The 24525-nt window shown below is 75.6% G+C and carries 23 protein-coding genes; 8 read left to right on the top strand and 15 right to left on the bottom strand.

The window, feature by feature from the left end; genetic code table 11:
- Positions 1–77 precede the first annotated feature (77 nt).
- The 3 genes from I4I82_RS29240 to I4I82_RS29250 all read right to left on the bottom strand — a co-directional run bounded on the left by I4I82_RS29240 (position 78) and on the right by I4I82_RS29250 (position 3116).
- Entirely contained in the window at positions 78–1514 is a 1437-nt protein-coding gene (locus I4I82_RS29240; protein WP_218596254.1) for an MBL fold metallo-hydrolase, read from the bottom strand.
- 244 nt (positions 1515–1758) lie between these two features.
- Positions 1759–2025, bottom strand: a complete 267-nt coding sequence (locus tag I4I82_RS29245; RefSeq protein ID WP_218590859.1) for a metal-sensitive transcriptional regulator — start codon at positions 2023–2025, stop codon at positions 1759–1761.
- A gap of 458 nt (positions 2026–2483) precedes the next feature.
- Positions 2484–3116: a hypothetical protein gene (locus I4I82_RS29250; protein ID WP_218590860.1), complete on the bottom strand. Its 633-nt coding sequence runs from the start codon at positions 3114–3116 to the stop codon at positions 2484–2486.
- A gap of 550 nt (positions 3117–3666) precedes the next feature.
- On the opposite strand from I4I82_RS29250, the gene I4I82_RS29255 reads away from it, so the two are divergent.
- On the top strand, positions 3667–4251 hold the full coding sequence (locus I4I82_RS29255) for a potassium channel family protein (RefSeq protein ID WP_218590861.1): 585 nt from the start codon (positions 3667–3669) through the stop codon (positions 4249–4251).
- Between the two features lie 42 nt (positions 4252–4293).
- On the opposite strand, the gene I4I82_RS29260 is transcribed toward I4I82_RS29255, so the two are convergent.
- Together I4I82_RS29260 and I4I82_RS29265 are read right to left on the bottom strand one after the other, a co-directional pair.
- Positions 4294–5391, bottom strand: coding sequence for an Acg family FMN-binding oxidoreductase (locus tag I4I82_RS29260; RefSeq protein ID WP_308112840.1), 1098 nt, complete (start codon positions 5389–5391; stop codon positions 4294–4296).
- A 43-nt stretch (positions 5392–5434) separates the two neighbouring features.
- Entirely contained in the window at positions 5435–5776 is a 342-nt protein-coding gene (locus I4I82_RS29265; protein ID WP_218590862.1) for a universal stress protein, read from the bottom strand.
- A 256-nt stretch (positions 5777–6032) separates the two neighbouring features.
- Between I4I82_RS29265 and I4I82_RS29270 the strand changes: the two genes are divergently transcribed.
- Positions 6033–6899, top strand: a complete 867-nt coding sequence (locus I4I82_RS29270; RefSeq protein WP_218590863.1) for a universal stress protein — start codon at positions 6033–6035, stop codon at positions 6897–6899.
- A 23-nt stretch (positions 6900–6922) separates the two neighbouring features.
- Here the strand turns inward: I4I82_RS29270 and I4I82_RS29275 are convergent, their stop codons facing one another.
- The gene (locus I4I82_RS29275) at positions 6923–7387 is read right to left on the bottom strand and encodes a hypothetical protein (RefSeq protein ID WP_218596255.1); all 465 of its coding nucleotides are present in this window, start codon (positions 7385–7387) and stop codon (positions 6923–6925) included.
- Positions 7388–7825: 438 nt separating this feature from the next.
- Between I4I82_RS29275 and I4I82_RS29280 the strand changes: the two genes are divergently transcribed.
- The gene (locus I4I82_RS29280) at positions 7826–8059 is read left to right on the top strand and encodes a PLDc N-terminal domain-containing protein (RefSeq protein WP_218591112.1); all 234 of its coding nucleotides are present in this window, start codon (positions 7826–7828) and stop codon (positions 8057–8059) included.
- A gap of 112 nt (positions 8060–8171) precedes the next feature.
- On the opposite strand, the gene I4I82_RS29285 is transcribed toward I4I82_RS29280, so the two are convergent.
- From I4I82_RS29285 to I4I82_RS29305, 5 genes are all read right to left on the bottom strand, one after another.
- Positions 8172–8330 carry a hypothetical protein gene (locus tag I4I82_RS29285; RefSeq protein WP_218591113.1) on the bottom strand — a complete coding sequence of 53 codons (159 nt, stop codon included), beginning with the start codon at positions 8328–8330 and terminating at the stop codon, positions 8172–8174.
- A 260-nt stretch (positions 8331–8590) separates the two neighbouring features.
- Positions 8591–11992: a thiol reductant ABC exporter subunit CydD gene (gene cydD, locus I4I82_RS29290; RefSeq protein WP_218591114.1), complete on the bottom strand. Its 3402-nt coding sequence runs from the start codon at positions 11990–11992 to the stop codon at positions 8591–8593.
- Positions 11989–13032 (bottom strand): cytochrome d ubiquinol oxidase subunit II, encoded by a 1044-nt coding sequence (gene cydB, locus I4I82_RS29295; protein WP_218591115.1) that lies wholly within the window; start codon positions 13030–13032, stop codon positions 11989–11991. The genes cydD and cydB overlap by 4 nt, the downstream gene beginning before the upstream one ends.
- 10 nt (positions 13033–13042) lie before the next feature.
- Entirely contained in the window at positions 13043–14440 is a 1398-nt protein-coding gene (locus tag I4I82_RS29300) for a cytochrome ubiquinol oxidase subunit I (RefSeq protein ID WP_218591116.1), read from the bottom strand.
- A gap of 134 nt (positions 14441–14574) precedes the next feature.
- Positions 14575–15546, bottom strand: coding sequence for an Acg family FMN-binding oxidoreductase (locus I4I82_RS29305; protein WP_218591117.1), 972 nt, complete (start codon positions 15544–15546; stop codon positions 14575–14577).
- Positions 15547–15732: 186 nt separating this feature from the next.
- Between I4I82_RS29305 and I4I82_RS29310 the strand changes: the two genes are divergently transcribed.
- Complete coding sequence (locus I4I82_RS29310; RefSeq protein WP_218591118.1) at positions 15733–16635, top strand: universal stress protein; 903 nt, start codon at positions 15733–15735, stop codon at positions 16633–16635.
- A 24-nt stretch (positions 16636–16659) separates the two neighbouring features.
- Here I4I82_RS29310 and I4I82_RS29315 read toward each other — a convergent pair whose 3' ends face one another.
- Both I4I82_RS29315 and I4I82_RS29320 read right to left on the bottom strand, forming a co-directional pair.
- The gene (locus tag I4I82_RS29315; protein ID WP_218591119.1) at positions 16660–16953 is read right to left on the bottom strand and encodes a hypothetical protein; all 294 of its coding nucleotides are present in this window, start codon (positions 16951–16953) and stop codon (positions 16660–16662) included.
- On the bottom strand, positions 16950–18641 hold the full coding sequence (locus tag I4I82_RS29320) for a SulP family inorganic anion transporter (protein ID WP_218591120.1): 1692 nt from the start codon (positions 18639–18641) through the stop codon (positions 16950–16952). Before I4I82_RS29320 ends, I4I82_RS29315 begins: the two co-directional genes overlap by 4 nt.
- A gap of 247 nt (positions 18642–18888) precedes the next feature.
- Here I4I82_RS29320 and I4I82_RS29325 point away from each other — a divergent pair, with 247 nt between their 5' ends.
- From I4I82_RS29325 to I4I82_RS29340, 4 genes are read left to right on the top strand one after another with little or no spacing between them, the layout of a single operon-like run.
- Positions 18889–19767, top strand: a complete 879-nt coding sequence (locus I4I82_RS29325) for a universal stress protein (protein ID WP_218591121.1) — start codon at positions 18889–18891, stop codon at positions 19765–19767.
- Positions 19764–22076, top strand: a complete 2313-nt coding sequence (gene ppsA, locus I4I82_RS29330) for a phosphoenolpyruvate synthase (protein WP_372451425.1) — start codon at positions 19764–19766, stop codon at positions 22074–22076. The genes I4I82_RS29325 and ppsA overlap by 4 nt, the downstream gene beginning before the upstream one ends.
- Entirely contained in the window at positions 22076–22315 is a 240-nt protein-coding gene (locus I4I82_RS29335; RefSeq protein ID WP_218591122.1) for a hypothetical protein, read from the top strand. The genes ppsA and I4I82_RS29335 overlap by 1 nt, the downstream gene beginning before the upstream one ends.
- On the top strand, positions 22308–23162 hold the full coding sequence (locus tag I4I82_RS29340) for a universal stress protein (protein ID WP_226370314.1): 855 nt from the start codon (positions 22308–22310) through the stop codon (positions 23160–23162). Before I4I82_RS29335 ends, I4I82_RS29340 begins: the two co-directional genes overlap by 8 nt.
- Positions 23163–23227: 65 nt before the next feature.
- On the opposite strand, the gene I4I82_RS29345 is transcribed toward I4I82_RS29340, so the two are convergent.
- Together I4I82_RS29345 and I4I82_RS29350 are read right to left on the bottom strand one after the other, a co-directional pair.
- Entirely contained in the window at positions 23228–23692 is a 465-nt protein-coding gene (locus tag I4I82_RS29345; protein WP_218591123.1) for an Hsp20/alpha crystallin family protein, read from the bottom strand.
- 206 nt (positions 23693–23898) lie between these two features.
- Positions 23899–24510, bottom strand: coding sequence for a DUF302 domain-containing protein (locus I4I82_RS29350; RefSeq protein ID WP_218591124.1), 612 nt, complete (start codon positions 24508–24510; stop codon positions 23899–23901).
- Between the last annotated feature and the right edge of the window lie 15 nt (positions 24511–24525).

A 24525-nucleotide genomic window follows, 5' to 3' on the forward strand; every position in this document is an offset into this window, starting at 1 on the left:
CTCCAGGTCTGCAGGGTGTGCGGGTCGACTGTCCGCCCGGCTCGTTCGTGGTGGAGACGTGGTGGCTCGACGCCATCTCAGGAGCGGGCGGACCCAGGCTGCTCGGTGTGTTCGGGCTGCTCGGTGTGCAGGCCGGCGTCGGTGGCGTGGGTGTAGCTGTCGTCGACCAGGACCAGGTCGCGGCCGGGGCGGTCGAGGATGGATGCGGCGATCGAGGCGCGGTAGCCGGAGCCGCAGTAGACCCACGTCTCGCCGTCGGGGACTTCGTCGGCGCGGTCGGTGAGTTCGTGGATCGGGATGTGGATCGAACCGGTTACCCCACCGGCGGCGCGTTCGTCGTCGCGGCGGGCGTCGAGCACGGTGAAGGCGCCCGGCCGCTCGGCCAGGGCGGCGGCGAGTCCGGGGAAGTCGCTGGTCGGGTAGGAGCGCAGTGGCTGTCGGTCGGCGAGCTCGTCGATCGTGCCGTGCGCGATCCCGGCGAGCCGGTCGATACCGATCCGGACGAGTTCGCGGCGGGCCTGGGTGATCTGCTCGGCCGACTCACCGATCAGGGTCAGCGGGGCACCCCAGGGGTAGAGCCAGCCCAGGTAGGTCACGAAGTTGGTGGACAGCTCGAAGCCCAGGGAGCCGGCCACGTGCCCGGCGGCGAACGCGGTGCGCTCGCGCAGGTCGACCACCCACTCCCCGGCCTGGATCCGCCCGCGCAGCTCGGCCGGGTCGACCGGCTCGGGCAGCGACAGGTCCACCGGTCCGGCGCCGGCCCGGTTGAGCGGGCCCATGTGGGCGTAGTAGGCGGGGAACGCGCCGAGCCCGGCGATCAGGGTCTCGACGTAGTCCTGCTCCGCCAGGGTCAGCGCGGGGTTGGTCCCGGCCTGGGCGCCCACGGTGGAGGCGTCGCCGCTGGTCGGGGTGGCCGAGCAGAAGCTGCCGAACCCGTGTGTGGGGTAGACCGGGGTGTCTGCGGGCAGTTCGGCGGCCAGTCGGCGCACCGAGTGGTACTGGGCGTGGGTGAGCTGCTCGGTGTCCTCGGGGCGCACCAGGTCGGTGCGACCGGTGGCGCCGTAGAGCATGGAGCCGCCGGTGAACACGGCTCGGACCTGCCCGTCGGCGTCCTGCAGGACGTAGCTGACGTGGTGGTGGGTGTGGCCGGGGGTGTGCAGCACCCGCAGCCGCATCCGGCCCGCCTCGAGCACGTCGCCGTCGGTGACCGGCTGGTACGGGAACCGCAGCTCGTCGCCCGTTGCGAGCACGTAGGTCGCGCCGGTCGTGCGGGCCAGCTCCAGTCCGCCGGAGACGTAGTCGTTGTGCACGTGGGTCTCGACCACGTGCGACGGCCGCAGCCCGCGCTCGGCGAGCAGCGAGGTGATCCGGTCGATGTCGCGCTGGGGATCCACCACGACCGCGGTCTCGCTGTCGTGGACGAGGTAGCTGCGGTCGCCCAGGCTCGTGGTCTCGATCGTCTCGACCCGGAACCGTGCCGGGCGTTCGTTCAGGGTGTCGGATGTTGCGGTCATCGGATTCTCCCTTCCCTACCCCGCAGGGTATCCAGCGCGGATACAGATCTGACAGTGGCCGTGGTCGGCTGACCTCCGCTCATCCGACGGTCGGGCTCCTCGGTGATCGGGCGGGATCGTCGGCCACCGTCGCGACGAGCCGTTCGTGGCGATGCGGCCGGTGGCCGTCCGGACGACGACGTTGCACGGCAGCAGGACCTTGACCCGTCGATCGATGTGCAGCGCGCCCTGGGGTTGCTCCTGGTCAGGCCAGCGACAGGAACAGGCGCTCGAGCTCGGCCTCGTTCACCCGCTGCGAGCCGTTCTCGTCCTCGGCGATGCACTGGCGCAGCCCGGTCGAGATGATCTTGAAGCCGGCCTTGTCGAGCGCCTTCGAGGCCGCAGCGAGCTGGGTGACCACATCTGCACAGTCCCGGCCCTCCTCGATCATGCGGATGATCCCGCCGAGCTGGCCCTGCACCCGCTTGAGCCGAGCCAGCACGTCGGTCAGCTCGGCTGCGTCCACATCCACGGTAGGCCTCCTTCGACGGGCCGCCCGATGCGTACCCAGGGGGGTACGACGCCACGGTAGCGCGCCCTATTCCGACAACCCACCCTGCGCTCGAACGTGTCCCGGTGGCGTTACCGGGTGGTGTGCGACCGGCCGGAGTGGCTCGGCGAGCGGCACGCCGAAGAGCAGGGCCGGTCTGGTCGAGGCCACCCGCTCGCTCCGGGTCGCACGTCGTGGTGCGGTCGAGGCCCGCACAGGCGATCGACCAGCTTCGGGCGCAGATCGTCCCGGCCCCGCCGAGCTTCGCGAGCAGCTGCGCGGACTCACCACGGGCGCGCTCGTGACGACCTGCGCCCGACTGCGTCCGGCCGCTCGGGGCGCCGAGCTCGCGGGACTTGCCAGTCACGGGAGAGGTGGCCGGACCAGCCCCGCCCCGCGACGTCGAGGCGAGCGACGTGCGCCGGCGGTGCCGGGTCGGATCACGGATCCTGCTCAGCGCCCAGGAACCGGAGCGGGTCGCCGTTGGCGCGTCCGCCTGTCTCCAGCCACAGGCGGACGTGGTCGGGATGGCGGCGTTCCAGCTCGTCGAGGATCTCGGCACGCAGGTCCGCGACCCGGTGACGGAGCGGGCCCAGCGGGAGATCCGCGATCGCGAACCAGGCGCGTTGCCACGCCTGGCGCAACTCGGTGGTGGTCGCGTCCCCGACCATCGCGCAGAAGGCCGGGTCCACCGCGTCCGGGGCAGCGGCGGGCCTCTCCCGGGCCGTCGTCCGGTCCGGCCACTCCGCCCCGTCCCTGCACCGCAGCCACCAGCCGACGGCGAGGACCGGCGCGAGGCCTGTCCCGGCGGCCGGCCCGAAGAGCGTCACCGATCCGGTCAGGGCCAGCAGGAAGCCCGTGGTGACCGCCCCCGTGCGCCAGCCGGTGCGACGCCGGCGGGCACGGGGGAGTGGGGTCGCCCGGGCGGCGTCGGACAGGATCGGTGCGGTCATCCCGGCTGCCACACCGACGCCCACGCACGCCGGCAGTGCCGAGGGGGTGGCGACCGCACCGATCAGGGACACGACGAAGCCCAGGGCGAGTGCGGCGGTGGTCAGGGTGCGGGTGAGCATCTCCGGGCTCCCCTCCTCGCCGGCTGGGTCGGGGTGGGTACCCGGTGCGGCCGGCGCGGTGCTCCGGGAACCACCGTTCGAGCCTGCGCCCTCCCGCGGCCCGGGCGCACCGGCCGTCCGGTCCATGCCGGCGGGCCGGTGGGCCCGGGTCGGGAGGCCCTCCTCCCCGGCGTGGCCTGCGTCGTGCGGGCGTCGCCCCCCTACTCCCGCGACGGGCGGCGAGGTGTCGTCACCCGTGGAGGGCGAGCGTCAGTCCAGGACGCGCCGCGTCCCTGCAACCTCCGAACCCGATGCCCTCTGACGTGCTGGTCCGGCTCGCTCGAGGGTGACGCGGCGGAGCCCGGGCCGGCGAGCGCGTTCGCCTGTGCCGGGTGAGCCCGGCCCGCCGGCCCGCTCGGAGGATGTCCGAACCGACGGGGACCAGGGAGGCGTGATCGGCAGCCGAGCGACGAGGGGTGCGACCGCCCGGGCGAGCCGGCACCTCCGCACCGGACGTCGTGCACGGATCGGCGGGATGCGGTGCGGGCAGGCAGGCCGTGGCGGGGTCACCGTGACGGCCGGGCCGGCCGGGCCGGGACTGCGGCGCACCACCGCGGCCGTCGTCCGGGTCGTGCTCAGCGTGGGCATGCTGCTCGTCGTCTACTACCAGGCGCCCCTCGACCGGCGCATCGACGCGCAGGTGCTGGTCTGGCTCGGCCTCGGCCTGGTCGGTCTCGGAGGCGCGTTGACGTGGCAGGTGCGTTCGATCCTGATGTCCGACGCGCCCCGGCTGCGGGCGGCCGAGACGGCCGCGGTCGGGCTGCCGACCCTGCTGCTGCTCCACGCCTCCGCCTACGGCGTGCTGTCCCTGCAGGACCCGCTGAGCTTCACCCAGCCGCTGGGCCGCACCGACGCCCTGTACTTCGCCATGACCGTGTTCACGACGGTGGGCTTCGGCGACATCGCCCCGGCCTCGCAGCTCGCGAGAGTGCTGACGATGACGCAGATGGTGGTCGGGCTGATCGCGGTCGGTGTCGTGGCGAGACTGCTGCTCGGCGTGGTCCGCGTGGCCGTGGACCGGAGGGCGACCGACGGGTCGCCGTCCCGGACCCCCGGGCGGTCCGGCGGTGAGGGCCCGGGCGACGAGGGCGGCTGACCCGCCGCGGGGCCGCACGGGTCCGGGGCGGGACCGTGCGGCTCAGTCGGCCGTGGTCTCCACGACGTCCTCGACCGGGCGGCGGGGGGTGGCGGGCAGCGGTGGACCGGACGGTGCCCAGCCGATGCGCAGGACGAGCTGCGGGACCAGGGTGCCGCCGAGGATCTCGTCGCGCACGGCGATCCGCGTTCCCGGCACCTCCAGCGGCTGGCTGAGCGGGCAGCCGGCCAGCCCCAGGCGGGTGGCGTGGAGCAGCACCGCGCTCATGGCCTCGCCGGCGCGCAGCCACGAGAGGGCGTCGTCGGAGGTGGTGCCGAGTACGAGCAGCAGTGCGCCGTCGGTGCCGTCGGCGGGTTGGTCGAGCTGTCCGGGGGCGAAGCGGCGGGCGGTGCCGTCGCCGGTGCCGACGGGGTCGGCGAGCAGGTTCCCGGCGGGGACGCCGTCGGTGCCGGTGCCGGCGCCGCTCCACAGGGCGGTCTCGGTGCGGTAGCCCTCGGTCGCCTCCTGGGTGCGTCCGGCTTCCTCGATGGCCCGGACCAGCCGTCGCCGGGCGGCCGGGTCCGTCACCGGACGGAGCAGGGCACCGTGATCGGCCGCGCGGGCGACCAGCTCGGTCACGAACGCGTCGGGGACCTCCCAGTCCGTGTAGCGCCTGCGGTCCGTCCGGCGATGGACGATCGCATCGGCCAGGTCGGCGTCGGCCAGGTCGGCGTCGGCCAGGTCGGTGTCGGCCGGTGGTCCGGCGCCGAGCTCGACGGCGGCGAAGTGGTCCGGCTCGGTGGGGTTGGGCAGGCGGTGCACGCGCGTGGTCAGGCCCAGCGCGCCCAGGGCGACGGTGAGGTGGTGCAGTGCCGCACCGCAGCTCAGGCCGATGTCGCGACCCTCGGTGTCGGTGACGGGCAACCAGCGCCGCAGATCGGGATGGAGGTGGATGGTCCGGCGACCCACCCGCCAGCGCCACGGCTGGCTGTTGTGCACCGAGGGGGCGCGGGTGGCCAGCTCCAGGGCGCTGCGGACGGTCCGCGGATCGATCGGCTCCTCGGGGTCCTCGACGCGGTACGGCGGGGCGGTCGAGGCGAAGCGGTCCGGGGTGTCGGCCGGCGCGCGCCGTGCGGCGGACCTGGTCGGGCGGGTGTTCACGTTATCTCCTCGGTCGGATCGGTGGCGTTCCCGACGCTCGTCGTCAGGCCCCGGCGCGTGCCGGTTCGCGGTCCACCGCGGGGTGCACCACGGTGACCGGGCAGTGCGCGTACAGCACGCGGTGCAGGCTCACCGAGCCGAGCACCGCGCTGGTCAGGGCCCCGCGCCCGCGGCTGCCGACGACCAGCAGGTCCGCGGTGCGGGAGGCGTGGACCAGGGCTTCACCCGCACTGCCGCCGACCGCGTGCACCGCCACCGGTGGCGGTGCGGCGCCGTCGACCCGCGCGTCCCGGCGCACGGCATCGTGCAGCGCGAAACGGAGCGCGGCACGGCCGGCCGGGGAGTCGTCGACCCCCACCACGACGAGTTCCTTGCCTCCGGTCATCACGGTCACCTCCGGTGCGGTGGGCTCGCGGGCTGCGCGCCAACTCCACGGCCATGCTGCGGCCGGGCCGCGCCCTCCGGCATGCGCCGGAGGTCCTGGGTGCGCCGGGCGAAGGTCACGGACCCGGTCGTGTCCGCCCCCGGCACCGGATCCGGACCGGTACAGGCCGAACGACTCTGCGTCCGGGTGCCGGATGCCCGATGCAGGCACGACCCGGCCGGCGCCACCGTCGGAGTGACGACGGGGAGGAACCGACATGGACGTGCAGCGTGCGGACCGGCCGGTGGTGGCCGGAGTGGACGGGTCGGAGGCGGCGCGGCGCGCCGTCGAGTGGGCGGCGGCGGAGGCGTCCCGGCGCGGTGCGCCGCTGCGGCTGGTGACGGCGTTCGCGTGGGCATCGGACCACGTGGTCGGGCACCCGGGTCTGGGCGAGCGCTACCGGGAGGAGATGGAGGCGGTGGCCCGGCGCGACCTCGCTGCGGCCGAGGCACTGGCCGCGGCGGCGCACGTGCCGGTGAGCACGGAGCTGCGTGTCGGGTTCCCGATCGGGACGCTGGCCGACGAGGCACGGCACGCTCAGCTGCTCGTCCTCGGTTCGCGGGGCCGTGGCGGGGTCGCGGGACTGCTGCTGGGCTCGGTGTCGGCGGCGCTCGCGACGCACGCCGAGTGCCCGGTCGTGGTGGTGCGGGAGGAGGCTCCGGGCGCGGCGGGAGGCCCGGTGGTGGTGGGCATCGACGGTTCGCCGGAGAGCGAGGCCGCCACCGCGTTCGCGTTCGAGGCCGCCGCGGCGCGCGGCGTCCCGCTGGTGGCGGTCCACAGCTGGACCGACCTCGTGTTCGATCCCGTTGCTGCGCCCCTGCTGGACTGGGACGCCATCGCGGAGAGCGAGCGGGCGGTCCTGGCGGAACGGTTGGCGGGGTGGCGGGAGAAGTTCCCCGAGGTGGTGGTGGAGCGCGAGGTGGTGCGGGACCTGCCGGCGCACGCGCTGGTGGAGCGGTCCGCCGCGGCGCAGCTCCTGGTGGTGGGGTCGCGCGGCCGCGGTGGCGCGGCGAGCCTGCTGCTGGGATCGGTGAGCCACGGCGTGCTGCACCGCGGGCGGTGCCCGGTCGCCGTCGTCCGCTGAGCGACCGGGCACGCGCGCATCGCTCACCCCGTCGGCGCGGTGGCCCCGGTCCCCGGCTCCTCGGGGCCGGTCGGCGCCACTGCGCCCGCGGCGGGCACGGACCGCGAGGCCCTGGCCCGTGACACGTCGCGCCGGTGGCCCCGGACCGTCCCTGCGATGCGTCGGTCGAGGCGGTCGAGCAGCAGGTCCACCGCCTCGCGCGGCGTCGTCGCGTCCACGTGCGCGTAGAGCGGCCTGCCGGCGAGGTCCACGAGACCCCGGGCGCTGACCGGACGCTCGCGGGCCGGATCGGCGTGCCGCACGACGCGGACATGGACGTGCAGCGCGGCTCGGCGCGTATGCGCGAGCACGGCACCGATCTTGTGCCGCACGTAGTCGGCGAGGTCGGGAGCGATGCGGCCGCGCAACTCCACGACCGGATCGGGGTGGCGCTCGCCGGCGCCGGCGGGGTGAGGGGCGGGGTCTCGAGGGGTATCGGAAGCGTTCACACGTCCACCCTCGTCCGCGGGCCTCCGGTACGGCAGGGCCCACCGGCCCGGCGACCGGCGCCGGAGGTCCCCGGTCGGGACCGACGCGTCCTGCGCGACGGGCCGCGGGGTCAGGGACCGGGAGGCGACCGCGTCCCGAATGACCTCCGCGGGAACCTGGGGCCGAGACGCCGGTGACGCCAGGGACATCCGTCTCCGAACAGCCGGCTGATCACGCCCTCGCCGACCATCACGTCGACGCGGCCCACGACGGCCTGTGGGCAGGGCAGGGGCCGGGTTACGGTCAGGAGCCGTGCCTCGGCGCGCACCGGTGTCCAGGCGGTGGCACATGGCGCGGTCGCCGGGGCGCACGTCCCCACGCGGGCGGGACCCCCGGCCCTGGCCGCGACGGCGGACGGGGGCCAGGCTTGTCAGCACGTCGACAGGGAGGAGTGCACGATGGAGGTACGACGGCAGCGGTGGCGGGACCTGACACCGTGGCGACGCACGGAGATCTCCGCAGCCGCCGCGGTGCAGCTGGCACTGCTCGTGGCCGCGCTGCGGGACCTGCTGCGCCGCCCCGCAGCCGAGCTCACGGCGCCCAAGGCGGTGTGGGTCGCCGCCTGCTTCGTCAACTTCGTCGGCCCGCTCGCCTACTTCGCCGCCGGTCGCCGACGCCCCGGACGCTCCTGAGCCCGGAGGGTCGTGGGTACCGGCGAACGTCGCGTGCCGATCGACGCGGTGCTGCCGATCGACGCGGTGCGCGGACCGCGTCGACCGCGGTCCGCGCACCCGGACGGGCGTCTCACCCGGCGTCGTCCACCCGTCCGATCCGGACCCCGCTGCTGTCGGTGACGCGTCCGTCCGGTGACACGGTGCCGATCCGGACCCCGCTGTGGTCGAACACGGCTCCCGTCGGGTCGGCCGTGCCGATGCGGACACCGGAGTGGTCGTAGACGTTCATGGTGCGCTCCTCTGCTGGTCGGTTGCCACGCCCATCCTCGGCGTGGCTCCGCCGGCGTGGGATGGGCCCAAGGGCAGGGGTCCCCGGGCCGGACGGCACAACCGGGCCCGACAGGTCCGGTGGAAGCGCCGCATCCGGTCTGGTCCGGTCGTTCGGCCGGGCCCGCACCCTCGGCGGCCGTGACCAGGTCGACCGGTGTGGAGCCGGACTTCGCGCCGCAAGGTCGTGGCGGTGCCGGTCGGTGCCGGTCCGGTCCCGCCTCAGCCGGCGGGGACCGGGGTCCGGTCACCGATCCGGACCTCGGCCAGGCCGGGGGTCTGCTCGGGCCGGTGGGTGACGATCAGCGCGGTGCGACCCTCGCTGACCGTGAGCAGCTCGGCGGCCAGGGCGTCCGCGGTGGCCGGGTCGAGGTGGGCGGTGGGCTCGTCGAGGACCAGGACGTTGCGCTCGGCGAGCAGCGCGCGGGTGACGCCGATGCGCTGGCGCTCGCCACCGGACACCGCGCCCCCGTGCTCGCCGACCGCCGTGTCCAGGCCGTCGGGCAGACCGGCCAGCCAGTCGCCGAGCCGTGCGTGTCCCAGTGCCGCGACGAGCTGCTCGTCGGAGGCTCCCGGAGCGGCGAGGGTGAGGTTGGCGCGCAGGGTGCTGTCGAACAGGTGCGTGCGGGCGCCGCACCAGGCGATGCCGCTGCGGACCTCGGTCCCGGTCAGCTCGCGCACGTCGCGCCCGTCGGCGCGCAGCGCTCCGGCGCTCGGGTCGAGCGTGCGCAGGAGGGCGGCGACGACGGTGGACTTCCCGGAGCCGGAGGGCCCGGTCAGGGCCAGTCGGGTCCCGGCGCACAGGCCCAGGTCGACACCGCGGACGGCGTCGGTGGCGGCGCCGGGCCAGCGCACGGCGAGCCCGTCGGCCGTGAACCCCGACGGCGGCGGGACCGCTGCGCGGGGCCCACCGGTCGGGGCGGGCTGGGCGACGGTCGCCGGCTGCGCCTCGAGCTCGGCGAGCCGCCGGGCGGCGGGCAGCGCGGTGAGCAGCCGGACCGCAGCGTCGGGGAGGCCGGCCACGACGTCGGCCAGCGCGAGCGGGGTCAGGGCCAGGACCGCGAGCGCGGGGCCGGGCAGGGTCCCGGCCCGGACGGCGGCGACGCCGACCGCCGTGGCCGCCACCGAGGTGGCGCCCGTCGCGAGCACGGCGATCCCGGCGCCGACCCCGCGGGCGGTGGCCGCACGGCGCAGCAGGGCCGCGAGGCGGGCGTCGGCGGCGGCGAGCCGGTCGCGGAACCGGGCGGCCGCGCCGAACGCGATCAGGTCCGGGGCGGCCTCGACGAGCTCGACGGTCCGGGCGAGGACCTCGCCGCGGGCGGCGGCGGCCCGCCGCTCCGTGCGGTGCGCGGCCCAGGCGGTCACCGCGGGTGCGACGACCCCGGCGACGAGCACCCCGGCAGCGACGACGAGCCCCGCGGCGGGAAGCAGCAACCCGATCCCGACGGCGGCCCCCAGCCCCACCGCGGCGGCGGCCGCGGCCGGCACGAGCACCCGTACCAGCAGGTCCTGCTGGGCGTCGACGTCGGAGACCAGGCGGGACAACAGCTCCCCGCGGCGCAGGCGCGCGGTGGCCGCCGGTCCCAGCCGCACCAGCGCCTCCCAGATCCGCACGCGCAGCGCACCGGCGGCGCGCAGCGCGGCGTCGTGGGACACCAGCCGTTCGGCGTAGCGGAGCACGCCCTTGGCGAGGCCGAAGGCGCGGACGGCGACGATCGCGACCATCAGCGCCAGCACCGGCGGGTGCAGTGCCGCGGAGGAGATGAGCCAGGCCGAGGTGGCCGTCAGCGCCACCCCGCTGCCGAGTGCGAGTGCTCCGAGCAGCGCGGCGAGCACCAGCCGGCGGCGCTGGCCGCGCGCCGCCGACAGCGACCAGCGCAGGGCGCCGGCCGCCGAGGCGGGAACGGGGCCCGACCGCGGCGCCGGGGGGATGGACGGCGCCGCGGTCGGGGTCCGAGAGGGGAGCGACGCGGGCACGGCGCCGGCCCGGTCGAGGTGGCCGGTCCGATCGGGCCCCTCGACCGTGACGACGCGGTCGCACGCGGCCAGCAGCTCGGCGCGGTGGCTGACCAGCACGACGGTGCGCCCCGCCGCGATGCCCGGCAGCGCCGCGACGATCGCGGCCTCGGTGCCGGCGTCGACGCCCTCGGTGGGTTCGTCCAGGAGCAGCAGCGGGCGGTCGGCGAGCACGGCGCGGGCGAGCGCGACGCGGCGCTGCTGCCCGGTGGACAGGCCCACGCCGTCCTCACCGACACTTCGGTCGAGCGGCACGTCGAGCGCGGCGGCGTCCGCGGCGGCGGCCACCCGCTCGGCGGTGGCGTCGGGGGCACCGAGGCGGATGTTGTCGGCCACGGTGCCGCGCACGAGCACCGGACGCTGGGGCACCCAGGCGACGCGGCGCGACCAGGCGTCGCGGTCGACGTCGGCGAGGTCGACACCACCGACGGTGACGCGACCGTCGTCGGGACGGCGCAGCCCGAGCAGCAGGTCGACCAGGGTGGACTTGCCGGATCCGCTCGGACCCCGCACGCCGAGCACGGCGCCGGGTCCCACGACGAGGTCGAACCCGTCGAGGACGCGACCGCCCCGGCCGTCCACGGTGACCGCGTCGAGGCGCATGGGGACCCGCGACGGGTCCGGTGCCGGGATCCGCCGACCGGTGCCGGTGACGGGCACCTCCAGCACGGCGAAGACCTCCGCGGCGGCGGCGAGACCCTCGGCGGAGTCGTGGAAGCGGGCGCCGACGGCGCGCAGCGGCAGGTAGACCTCCGGCACGAGGACCAGTACGACGAGCGCGGTGACGAGGTCGAGCCGGCCGTCGACGAGCCGCAGCCCGACCGACACCGCGACGAGTGCGACCGAGAGCGTGGCGAGCAGCTCGAGCACGAGGGCGGACAGGAAGGCGACCCGCAGGGTGCGCATCGTGGCCTGGCGGTAGGAGTCGGCGAGCGCGTGCAGGCGCCCGGACTGGCGGCGGGCCCGGTCGAACGCCACGAGCACGTCCATCCCGGCGACGAGGTCGAGGAAGTGATGGCCGAGCACGGCGAGGGTGCGCCACTGCCGACGGGTGGAGCGCTCGGTGTGCAGCCCGACCAGGATCATGAAGATCGGGATGAGCGGGACCGTCAGCCCCACGATCAGCCCCGACAGCGGGTCGGCGAACAGGATGCGCCCGGCGACGGCGGCCGGCACGGTGGCTGCGACGAGCAGGGTCGGCAGGTAGCGGCTGAAGTAGCCCTCCAGCCCGTCCAGCCCGCGGGTGGCCAGGGTGGCCAGCTCGCCGGTGGGCGGCAGGTCGCGGTGCCGCGGTCCGAGAGCCAGCACGTGCGCCACGAGCCGGGACCGCAGCTGCCGCACGACGTCGGTGGAGGCGCGGTGCGCGGCGACCTCGCCCGCCCAGGCGAGGGCCGCGCGGGCGGTGACGGTGACGAGCAGGCCCAGCAGCAGCGGGACCAGCACCTCGAGCCCGGCACCGCCGAGGAAGGCGGCGTCGACGGCGCGGGCGAGCAGCTCGGCCGCGACGAGCACCAGGCCCGCGGTCGCCACGGCGAGCGCGGCGGCCAGCACGACGTAGCGACGCGCCGCCGAGGCGTGCCGCAGCAGCCGCGGGTCCAGTGGCCTCATCGGACCGGCTCGTCCTTCCGGGTGCGGCGGACGGGCAGCCCGGCCGCGACCGGGATGTCGGCCGCGCCGATGCGGCGGCGGAACACCCAGAACGTCCAGGCCTGGTAGGCCAGGACGACGGGGGTGACGACGACCGCAACCCAGGTCATGATCCGCAGGGTGTAGGGCGTCGACGCCGCGTTCGTGGTGTTCAGGCTGAAGGCCGGGTCGGCGGTCGAGGGCAGCACGTCGGGGTAGAGCGAGCCGAACAGCGTCACCGTCACCGCGATGATCGCGGTTGCGGTGAGCAGGAAGGCCCAGCCCTCCCGCGCGCGCTGGTTGGCCACGACCGCCGCGATCAGGGCCGCCGCCGCGACGAGCACCGGTACGACCGTCCAGAACGGTCCGTGCGCGAGGAAGGTCCAGACCAGGAACGCGCCTCCGAGCACGACCGCGGCCAGTCCGGCGCGGTGCGCCAGGCCCCGGGCCCGCGAGCGGACGTCGTCGTGCGTCTTGAGAGCGAGGAAGACCGCGCCGTGCAGCGCGAAGAGCGACAGCGTCGCGAGCCCGCCGAGCAGCGCGTAGGGGTTGAGCAGCGTCAGCAGCGACCCGGTGTACTCGTGGTCGGCGTCCAGGGGGACACCGGCCACGATGTTGGCGAACGCGACGCCCCACGCCACGGCGGGCACGGTCGAACCGACGACGATCGCCCGGTCCCAGTTGCGGCGCCACCGGTCGCTGTCGACCTTGCCGCGGAACTCGAACGCGACCCCGCGCACGATGAGCGCGACGAGGACGAGCAGCAGGGCGAGGAAGAACCCGGAGAACAGGCTCGCGTACCACTCGGGGAACGCGGCGAACGTCGCGCCGCCGGCGACGAGCAGCCAGACCTCGTTGCCGTCCCAGACCGGGCCGATCGTGTTGATCGCCACCCGGCGGTCGGTCTCGGTGCGCCCGACGAACGGCAGCAGCATCCCCACGCCGAAGTCGAAGCCCTCCAGGACGAAGTACCCCGTCCACAGCACGGCGATGAGCAGGAACCAGATGTCGGTGAGTTCCACGGCGGGTCCTTCAGTAGGCCACGGCCAGCGGCCGCGGCTCGTCGGTGTCGGCGGGGGACTCCGGGGCGACGGGCGGTGGTCCCGCCTCGGCGTAGCGGACCATCAGGTAGCCGTCGACGACCGCGAGCGCGCCGTAGAGCAGCGTGAGGACGATCAGGGAGGTGAGCGCCATCGGCGTGCTGACCGAGGGGGAGACGCCGTCGGCGGTGCGCAGCATCCCGTACACCGCCCAGGGCTGCCGCCCCATCTCGGTGAAGATCCAGCCGACGCTGTTGGCCGCGAACGGCAGCACCAGCCCGGCCACCCCGGCGACGTAGAACCAGCGTGGGACCGGGCGACGGGCGCTGCGCCGGGTCAGCCACAGGCCGACGACGGACAGCAGCCCGGCGAGCATCCCGAAGCCGATCATGAGCCGGAAGGTCCAGTACGTCACGGGGATGTCGGGCGTGTAGTCGCCGGGCCCGTAGGTCTGCTCGGCGGCTGCCTGGAGCTGGTTGATGCCCTCGACCTCGCCGTCGAACGACCCGGTGGCCATGAACGACAGGATGCGCGGCACCCGCACGCTGAACAGCTCCTGCGAGCCGTCCGGCGTGCCGATGGTGAACAGCGAGAACGACGCGGGTGCGACGGTGTCGTAGAGCGCCTCCGCCGCCGCCATCTTCATCGGCTGCTGCTCGGTCATCAGGCGGGCCTGCAGGTCGCCGGTGACGACGACGCCCAGGCTCGCGATCAGCACGGTGACCAGCCCGAGGCGCATCGAGGGCCGGAACACCTCGGTGTGCCGGCCGCGGGCGAGGTGCCACGCGCTGATCGCGACGACGAACATCCCGCCGGTGACGAAGCACGCCGTGATCGTGTGCAGGAAGGCGCCCACGGCGGTGGAGTTGGTGAGCACGGCACCGAAGTCGACCAGTTCGGCGCGGCCGCGCTCGTCGTTGACGACCGAGCCGACCGGGTGCTGCATCCAGGAGTTCGCGGCGAGGATGAAGTAGGCCGACAGGACGGTGCCGATCGAGGCGAGCCAGATGCAGGCCAGGTGCAGCCGCTTCGGCAGCCGGTCCCAACCGAAGATCCACAGCCCGAGGAACGTGGACTCCAGGAAGAAGGCGAGCAGGCCCTCGATGGCCAGCGGGGCGCCGAAGACGTCGCCGACGTAACGGCTGTAGTCGCTCCAGCTCATGCCGAACTGGAACTCCTGGACGATGCCGGTCACGACGCCCATGGCGAAGTTGATCAGCAGCAGCTTGCCCCAGAACTTCGTCATGCGCAGATAGCGCTCGTCGTCGGTGCGGTACCAGGCGGTCTGCATGCCGGCGACGAGCAGGGACAACCCGATCGTCAGCGGGACGAACAGGAAGTGGTACACGGTGGTGATCGCGAACTGCCACCGTGCGAGGTCGAGGGTCATCGCTCCTCCGTGCGCGTTCGGTGCCGGTGATCCGGCTCGAGATGACCTTCACCCGCAGCGACCGTCGATCATCAGGGCCGAACGGCCCCTCGGTGGCGGCCGCGGGTCCTCAGCGACCGCCGGTGCTCAGCGCGTCAGCGCAGCAGGACCTCAGCGAGCGTCCGGCGCGGGGTCCGCTCGACCCGGCCCGGGTCCGGCCCCGGGTGCCCGACCCGGATCACCAGCTGGGGGTGGTCCGGCGAGTGCAGCACGGTCGCGGCCAGACGGGCCCGCGCGGCGGGCACCTCCTGCGCCTGGCTGAGCGGTGTGGTGGCGAGACCCTGTGCGGTCGCGGCGAGGAGGACCGCGCTGGCCGCCTCCCCCGCGAGCAGGTGGTCGAGGACCCCGTCGCCGATGGTGGTGAGGACGAGCAGGACCGACCCGTCGGACGAGTGCGGCGGGGCGCCGCCGAGGGTCCCCCGCGGGAAAACCCGCAGGTCCGGCCCGGCGGGGGCCGAGGTGCGGGCGGCGTCCGGGACGCCGTCGCGCGCCGCGGCCCAGCGGTGGGTCCAGACCATCAGCTCGGACGCGTAGCCGGGTGCGAACCGCTGCCTCGCCCCGGCATCGTCCAGCACCTCGTGCAGGAGGCGCAGGGCGCCGGGGTCGGTCACGGGATGCAGCGTGGCGGCGCAGCCCGTCGCGGCCGCGACGAGTCGGCCGATCGCCCCGGGGGACACCGGTGCGGTACCGAACGGCCTGCGGTCGGTCCGGCGCTCCTCGACGAACCGGTCGAGCTCGGCGAGTCCCCTCTCGGGCGGCCCGTGGACGACCCGCACGGTCGCCAGGTGCCCGCGCTCCGCCGGTGACGGCAGCCGGCGGACGTGAGCGGAGAGGTGCGCGGCGGCGAGGGCGACGCGGAGGTGGTGCAGCACCGCGCCGCAGCTCAGGACCAGGTCGCGGCCGTCGGGATCCGCGCCCGGCAGCTGCCGGGTGCGGTCGGCGTGCAACTCGATCTCGCCGTCCCGCAGCCGCCATCGCCACGGCTGCGTGTTGTGCACCGACGGTGCCCGCAGTGCCCGTTCGACCGCACGCGCCAGTACCCCGACCGGGATGTCGTCCTCCGCCATGCCTGCACCGTCCGCCGGCCGCGACCGCAGCGACAGGGGCGACCGGTACCGGGGCGGGCGACAGCCGACGGGGCGAGGTCCGGGTACTTGGTCCCGAGGACCGCGGTCCGCAGCCCCTGTGCCGTCCCGCCCCACGCGGTGACGCTGGTCGGACGGACGTCGACCGACCGACGGAGGAGCATCGAGATGGACGCCAGCAGGGACGGGACGATCGTGGTCGGGGTGAACGCCTCGGACTCCGCCCGTGAGGCTGCCGAGTGGGCTGCGGACCTCGCCTCCACGCAGGGCGCGCCGCTGCACCTGGTGCACGTGGTCCCGGGCTCCTACCGGGACGCGCCGATCGCCGCGTTGCCCGCGTGGCTGGCGGAGCTGCGCGCCACCGCCCGGCGACTGGGCGTGCGCGACTGCGTCGCCGAGGTGCGACCCGGCGAGCCCGTCGGCGTCCTCACCGGTTGCGCCGACGGTGCCGCGATGCTCGTGCTCGGCAGCTACGGGGACGGCGCGTGGTCCGGCATGCTCGCGGGCTCGGTGGCGCTCGCGCTCCTGGAGCGCGTCCGGTGCCCGGTCGCTGTGGTGCGGGGAGCGGCGCCGCGCGTGCCGCCGCCCCGCGGCGGGCCCGTCGTGGTGGGCGTCGACGGATCCCCGGCGGGTCGTGCGGCCCTCGACGTCGCAGCCGGGCTGGCCGAGGCGATGGGTGCACGCCTGGTGGCCGTGCGGGTCTGGTCGGACGTCGTCGCCTCCGGCGACGGGTCGGCCCACCGCCGGACCGAGGACTGGCCCGTGCTGGAGGCCGAGGCCCGTGATCTGCTCGAGGCCGAGCTCGCCCGGGTCACCGCCACGCACCCGGGGATCGAGGTGCAGCGCGACGTCGACGAGGACTCGCCGCTGCGTGCGCTGCTCGACCGGGCGGACACGGCCCGGACGATCGTCGTGGGGCACCGGCGGTCGCCCGCGTCCGCTCCCGGTGCCGCGGGGATGCTGATGGGGTCCACCAGCCGGGGCCTCGTCGAGTTCGCGGAGTGCCCGGTCGTCGTGGTGGGACCTGCGATGGCGGCCGTTCCGCCCGCCGATCTGCTGTCGGGGACCTGATCGTGTCGGGGACCTGATCGCTCCTCACCCCAGGTGCACCCGGTCGAGCTGCCCGATGGCGTCGCGCACCCGCTGCCGCACGGCGGGATGCATCGGCAACCCGCCGACGTCGGCGACGTCCCACCACCGCGCCTCGCTCGCCTCGCACCCGTCGGGCCGGGGAGCGCCGGGGAGCTCCCGGTCACCGGTGTCGACGCGGCGGACCAGGAGAAGTCGGCCTGCCGCGTCGCGGACCACCGCGTACACGAGTGGCACCACGACGGTGGCCGGTGGCGCGCCGGCATCCCGGTAGTGCTCTGTGCGGGTCGGTACCGTCACGGACACGCAGCCTCCCGGCGGTAGGCCTCCACCGCGGTGGGGAGGGTGGGGAAGATCCGGTCCTCCCCGATGCGCTCCCGCAGCCCGAGACGCCCGAGGTCCTCCAGCAGCTCGTGCTTGGTGCGGGCCAGCGCGACGGTGACGCCGCGGCTGCGCAGCTCGTCGTACAGCCCGGACAGCGCGTCCGCCGCCGTGATGTCGATCTCGACGACCGCCTCGAGGTTCAGCAGGAGCCACCGGGCCCGCGGATCCGCGTCCACCGCGGCCACGGCCCGGGTGCGGAAGTCCTCGGCGTTGGCGAAGCACAGTGGCGCGTCGTAGCGGTAGACCACCAGCCCCGGCACCGTCGTGGCGCCGGGATGGTCGTCGACGTCGTGCATGCCGGCCAGGCCGGGCACGAACCCCAGGACCCCGTCGTGCGGCCGGGACACCCGCCGAAGCAGGTCGAGGATCGACAGTCCCACCGCGGCGAGCACACCCGCGAGCACTCCCACGGCCAGCACCGCGGCGGTGGTCGCCACCGCGATGAGCAGCTCCGAGCGACGGAACCGGGCGAACCGGGCGAACTCCTGCCGGTCGACGAGGCGGAGCGCCGCGTGGACGACGAGCGCGCCCAGTGCGGCGGTGGGGAAGGCGGCGAGCACGGGTCCGCCGACGCCCAGCACCGTGAGCGCCACCAGCACCGTGACGACCGAGGCCAGCTGGCTGCGCCCGCCCACCGCAGCACTGATCGCGGTCCGGCTGCCGCTGCTGCTGACCGGGAAGCTCTGCAGGAACCCCGCGGCGATGTTCGACGCGCCGAGCGCGAGCAGCTCCTGGTCGGCGTCGATCCGCTGCCCGTCGCGGGCGAAGGCGCGGCCGGTCAGCACGTTGTCGGAGTACGCGACCAGGGCGACGCCGAGCGCGGGCAGCAGCAGGGCGGCGAGGTCCGCCGCGCCCACCGCCGGGAGGGCGAACGACGGGAGTCCCGCTGGCACCGCACCGACCACCGACACCCCGTGGGCCGGCAGGTCGAGCACGACGCTCGCCGCCGTGGCGAGCAGCACGGCGAGCAGGGGACCCGGCAGCCGCGGGAGGAACGCGCCGACGACCACGAGGACGGCCAGCACCGCCACCGACAGGGCGAGCGTGGGGAGGTGGACCCGCTCCAGCCCCCGGACGAGGCCCAGGACGTCGTCGAGGAAGGTGCCGCCGTCGTAGTGGATGCCGGTCAGCCGGCCGAGCTGTCCGGCGATCATGATCAGGGCGATCCCGCAGAGGTAGCCGACGAGCACCGGGCGGGACAGGAGGTCGGCCAGGAACCCCAGCCGCGCCACCCGCCCGGCGAGGCACAGCACGCCGACCAGCACCGCCAGCGCGGAGGCGAGCACCGCGTGACGTCCCGGGTCGCCCGCCGCGAGCGGCGCGATCGCGATCGCCGTCATCACCGCGGTCGTCGACTCCGGACCCACGGACAGCAGCCGGGAGGACCCGAGCACCGCGTACGCCGCCAGCGCCGCCACCGCCGCCCACAGCCCGGCGACCGCCGGCAGCCCGGCGACCGCCGCGTAGGCGAGCACCTGCGGCACCAGGTAGGCGGCGACCGTGACCCCGGCCAGCAGGTCGGCCGAGATCGCAGGCGCGTCGCGCCGGTGCAGGGCCGCGAGGCCCGGCCGGATCCCGGAGCCGAGCAGAGGGCCGACGTGCATCGCCCACCTCAACCGGTCGCAGGAGCCTCGTCGTACCGGATCGTCGTGGGGGTCGGGGCCGGACGGCCACGGCCGAGTGGGTGCGGCCGGAGGGGCCGGAAGTCCCGCGCGGGAGGAGCCGGTCGCCCCGGACGGCGACGCGGCCGCCGGGAACGGGCCGGAGGGCCCTCCGGCCCAGGGCGTCGGCCCGTGTCGGGGGGTCGGGCGGCGTCGGCACCATCGCGGCACACCCGACGAGGAGAAGATCATGAACGCAGGACAGGGCAGGACCGTGGTCGTGGGCGTCGACGGTTCGGAGAGCGCGCTCCAGGCGGTGGGTTGGGCGGCGGACGAGGTGTCCCGGCGCCACGGCCGGCTGCGCCTGGTGTACGCCTTCGGCTGGACGACCGAGGTCGTCGCCGGGCACCCCGGGCTCGGGGAGCGCCGGCGCGACATCATGATCCAGCACGCCCGGCGCGACCTGGCGGAGGCGGCGGCACTCGTCGCGCTGCGCGCCCCCGACGTGCCCGTCGAGCAGGACCTCCTCGTGGGTTACCCGATCGCGGTGCTCGTGGCGGAGTCGCACCGGGCGGACCTGGTCGTGCTCGGAGACCGGGGGCTCAGCCGCGTCGGCGGTCTGCTGCTGGGGTCGGTGGCGACGGCGCTGGCGTCCCACGGCGCGTGCCCGGTGGCGGTCGTCCGAGGTGCGGGGCAGCCGGCGCCGGCCGCGGCCCCGGTGGTCGTCGGGATCGACGGGTCGCCGGTGAGCGAGCTGGCGCTGGCCTTCGCCTACGAGGAGGCGTCGCTCCGCGGTGCCCCGCTCACGGCGGTGCACACCTGGGTCGACGTGGTCGCGGACATCCCCACCGCGTGGCTCCCGGACTGGGAGGCCGAGGAGGAGGTCGTGCTGGCCGAGCGGCTCGCGGGGTGGGGCGAGAAGTACCCCGACGTGCAGGTGCGACGCGTCGTCACCCGCGACCGGCCGGCACACGCGCTGCTGCACGAGGCGGCGGGCGCGCAGCTGGTGGTCGTCGGGTCGCGCGGGCGCGGGGGGTTCGCGGGACTGGTGCTCGGCTCCGTCAGCCACGCGGTGCTGCACCGCAGCCCGTGCCCGGTCGTCGTCGTGCGGGCCGGGGAGCAGCGGTGACGGCCGTGGACGCGCCCCAGGCGGTGCGGGACCTGGCGAGCCTGGGAGCGGGCGACCTGCGCGAGGTCGGGGGCAAGGCGGCGAACCTCGGAGAGCTCATCGGGGCGGGCTTCCCGGTACCGCCCGGTTTCGTCGTCCCCGCCGCGGAGCACCTGGCGGCCCTGGCGCACGCCGGGATCCGCGAGGACGTGGCCCGGCTGCACGACCAGGCCCGCGGCGCGGCCACCGACGACCCGTCCGCGCTGGAGCAGCTCTGCGCGCGGACGGCCGCCCTGGCCCGCTCCGCACCGGTCCCACCCGCGCTGGAGGCCGCGCTGCGCGCGGCGTACGCGCGGCTGCCCGACCTCGACGAGCGCGGCGCGGACGTGGCGGTGCGGTCCTCGGCGGTGGGGGAGGACGGTGCGGACGACTCGTTCGCGGGCATGAACGCCACCTACACCAACGTGCGCGGCGCCGACGCCCTCGTGGCTCGCGTGCTCGACTGCTGGGCGTCGGCCTACTCCCCGCGGGTGGTGGCCTACCGCGCCGGACGCGGCCTCACCGCGGAACCCGCGGTCGCGGTCGTCGTCCAGGTGATGGTGCCCGCCCAGCGGGCGGGGGTGGCGTTCACGGCCGACCCCGTGACCGGACGCGACGACGTGATCGTCGTGGAGGCGGCGTTCGGGCAGGGGGAGGTGGTGGTGAGCGGGGCCGTGGAGCCCGACACCTACCGGTTCGCCGCCGACGGCGTCCGACTGACGTCCCTGCACGTGGGGCACCAGACGCACGAGGTCGTCCGGGGCCGGGACGGTGCCGACATGACCGTGGAGCTCGACGCGGAGCGGGCGCTCGCGCGGGTGCTGTCCGACGAGGAGGCCGCCGCGGTCGCCCGGCTGGCGCTGCGGGTGCAGGACCACTTCGGGGTGCCGCAGGACGTCGAGTGGGCTATGGTGGCGCGGCAGCTGTGGCTGCTGCAGTCCCGTCCTATCACCACCCTCGCCACGACCGGGGCGGCGCCGCTGGTGCGCGGCCTCCCCGCGTCGCCGGGCCGTGCTTCCGGCCGCGTGCGGGTCCTCACCGGGCCGGAGCAGGGGAAGTCCCTCCTCGCGGGCGAGGTGCTCGTCGCGCCCATGACGAACCCGGACTGGCTGCCCACCATCCGGCGTGCGGCGGCCCTGGTCACCGACAGCGGCGGAGCGACGTGCCACGCGGCGATCGCGGCCAGGGAGCTGGGCGTGCCCTGCGTGGTGGGGGCGCGGGGGGCGACGGCCCGGCTCACCGACGGCGCGACGGTCACGGTCGACGGCGGCACCGGTGAGGTGCTGCCCGGAGCCGACCGGCGGACGCCGGCGACGACGTCACCGCGGGTGGCCACCCCGGGACCGGCGGGACCGGCCGGACCGGCGGGACCGCTCGGCACGCGGATCTACGTCAACCTGGCGACGCCGGACCAGGCCGAGCGGGTGGCCGCGGGGCCGGTCGACGGCGTCGGGCTGCTGCGCGCGGAGTTCATGCTCACCGAGGCACTGGAGGGCTGGCACCCGCGCGAGCTGATCGCGCGGGGTGAGCAGGAGCGGTTCGTGTCGGCCATGGCGGCCTCGCTGCTGCGGGTGACCGAGGCGTTCACCCCGCGCCCGGTGGTATACCGGGCCACCGACCTGCGCAGCAACGAGTTCCGCGGGCTGCGCGGTGGCGAGGCGCACGAGCCCGTCGAGCACAACCCGATGATCGGCTACCGCGGCGCCTACCGCTACCTGCGCGAACCCGACCTGTTCGACCTGGAGCTGCGGGTGCTCGACCGGGTCCGGGAGCGCACACCGAACCTGCACCTGATGCTGCCCTTCGTCCGCACCCGTTGGGAGCTGGAGGCGTGCTTGGAGCTGGTCGACGCGAGCCCGCTGGGTGCCCGTCGCGGCATGCACCGCTGGGTGATGGCCGAGGTGCCGTCGGTGCGGCACTGGCTGCCGGCCTACGTGGGCCTGGGGGTCGACGGGGTGTCGATCGGCAGCAACGACCTGACGCAGCTGGTGCTCGGCGTCGACCGGGACTCGGAGCTGTGCGCGGAGCTCTACGACGAGTCCGATCCCGCGGTGCTCGCGGCGATCACCGAGATCGTCGAGACCGCGGCCCTGCTCGGGATCACCTCGTCGCTGTGCGGGCAGGCGCCCTCGAACCGCCCGGGGTACGTCGACCACCTGGTGGACGCCGGGATCACCTCGGTCTCGGTCGACCCGGGAGCCGTGGACGCGGTGCGGGCGGCCGTCGGGTCGGCCGAGCGGCGGATCCTGCTCGACGCGGCGCGCCGCAGGGACCTCCGGGCGGTGCGCTGATGGACGTCCTCGTCGCTCTGCCCGCGGGCGTCGACCCGGCCGCCGAGGAGGCGTGGCTCGCCGTGCTGTCGCTGCACGGCGACTACGACGACGACGAGTGGGCGGACCTCTGCGAGGACGAGTGGGCGGCCCTCTGCGAGGGGGGGCGCCGCGCGATGGGGGTCGGACGGCCTGCCTGCGGGTGCCGCCCGACCCGTGCCCGGGCACCCGTCGCTGTCCGATCCTTGCGGTGTGGATGACGAGCTGAGGAACACGAGGGACGACCGGTCGCCCGCACCGGTCGTCGTCGGTGTCGACGACACGACGCACGCGCGCGAGGCGGTCGGATGGGGTGCGGTCGAGGCGGCGCGGCTCGGCGCGCCGCTGCGCCTGGTGGCGGCGAGCGGCCTGGTCGGTGAGCACCTGCCGGGCCGGACCGGGCGGGACCGCCGGCTGCACGAGGTGCTCGCCGCGGCCCGCGCGGCCGCGGTGGAAGCAGGTGCGGCCGCGGTCACGACGGCCGTGCGGAGCGGTTACCCCGCGGAGGTGCTCGCCGACGAGTCGCGCACGGCGCGGCTCGTCGTGGTCGGTGACCGCGGTGCGAGCAGGTTCGAGGGCGCGTTGGCCGGGTCGGTGGCGGTCTCCCTGCTGGGCCGGGCGGAGTGCCCGGTCGTCGTCGTGCGCGGCCGGCCGCTGGGTACCACCCGCGCGCCCGCGGGGCTGCCGGTGGTGGTCGGTCTGGACGGCACGCCGGCCGCCGACGCGGCCCTGGAGGTCGCGCTGGAGCTCGCCGCGGCCCGCGGCGCGGACCTGGTCGTGCTGCACTGCGCGGAGCAGCCCGTCGGCGGGCCCGCCGTCGACCGGCTCGTCGCTGCGCGCGCGGCAGGGCGCGGTGTGCTGGTCCGCGTGGTGAGCGGGGCCGGGCACCCGGACGACCTCCTCCTCGCCGAGGCCCGCCGCGCCCAGCTGGTCGTCGTGGGCTCGCGCGGTCGTGGCGACCTGGCCGGTCTGCTCCTCGGGTCGGTGAGCGCCGCGCTGGTCCACGGCGCCGACTGCCCGGTCGTGGTCGTCGGCCCGCGCGCCCGTCGGCCGGTCCCGGCCGGGTGACGAGCTCGGGACGACGGGCAGGGCCCGGTGCTCCGCGCGCAGCGGAGCACCGGGCCCGTTCGCCGTCAGGTCGCGATCTCGATCCTGGTCGGCTCGGACCTCTCGGCCGGGACCGCCACCGGCACCCGGATCTCGAGGATCCCGTCCCGGTAGGTGGCCGAGATGTCGCTCTCCTGCACTCCGTCGGGCAGCGGCAGGGTGCGGGTGAGGCTGCCGTAGCGCATCTCGTGGCGGACGTAGCCCTTGTCCTCGCTCGACTCGTCGATCCGGCGCTCGGCCTTGATGCGCAGCACACCGTCGGCGACGGTCAGCTGCACGTCCTGAGCGGGGTCGACACCGGGCAGCTCGGCGCGGATCACCTCGGTCTCGCCGTCGCGGAACTCGTCCACCCGGATCAGGTCCTCACCGGGCCAGTCCCAGCCGAGTCCGAACGGCCGCCGCATCGGCAGGGACCGCAGCCACTCGTCGAACATCCCGTCCATCGCCGTGAACCGGCGGGAGAGCTCGGCGCCGCGGTCGCGGCGCGTCATGACACCCATGGAACAACCTCCTGGTGGTCGCGTCGTACGGACACCTCGAGTGTTCGCTGCTGCACACGGGCGCACCCGGGTCGAAGGACCCGCGTGGCGCCGTCTTCGGTCTCCTGTGTGGTTGGCGTCCGGGGACGGGTCCGGCCGCGAGGACTGCCCGATCCGCGCGTTGCCGCGCGCTCGCCTGAGGCGGCCGGCCGGTCCCGTCAGCCGGCTGGCGGTGGGGCGTCGGGAGGGACGGCGGTGGACAGCGATGCGAGCGCCTCCCGCAGTCTGCGGGAGGCGTCGCGCGCGACGTCGGCCAGGTCGGACGACCGAGGGCCGCCGTCCCCGGCCATCGCCAGGAGTTCGGTGGGGTCCACGGCCTGCACGATCGTCCGGCCGTCGGCGCGGCGCACCGTGACGTTGCAGGGCAGCAGCAGCCCGATGGCGGGGTCGGCCGAGAGGGCCTGGTGGGCGAGAGCGGGGTTGCAGGCCCCGAGGATGGTGTAGTCCTCGACGTCCGCATCGAGCTTCGCCTTCAACGTGGCCCTGACGTCGATGGTGGTGAGCACCCCGAACCCCTGTGCGGCGAGGGCCGCGGTGACGGCCTCGACCGCAGCGTCCTGGGGCAGGTCGAGGGTGATGCTGGGGGCAGGCACGGCGGCATCCTCCGGTGCGGAGCCGGACCGGCGAGGTCCGGCGGCGGCGTGGCGGCGGTGGGGGTGCGTGTCGTTGGCGACGTCGAGGGCGTGGAGCAGGTGCTCCCACCGCCGGTCGTCGGGGGAGTCGGTCGCCGCGACGGGTTCCCCCTCGCTGCGGGATCCGGTGTCCTCCATCGGTGCCCTCCTGGT

Origin of the sequence: Pseudonocardia oceani, assembly GCF_019263585.2 — a bacterium.
Taxonomy (GTDB): Bacteria; Actinomycetota; Actinomycetes; order Mycobacteriales; family Pseudonocardiaceae; genus Pseudonocardia; species Pseudonocardia oceani.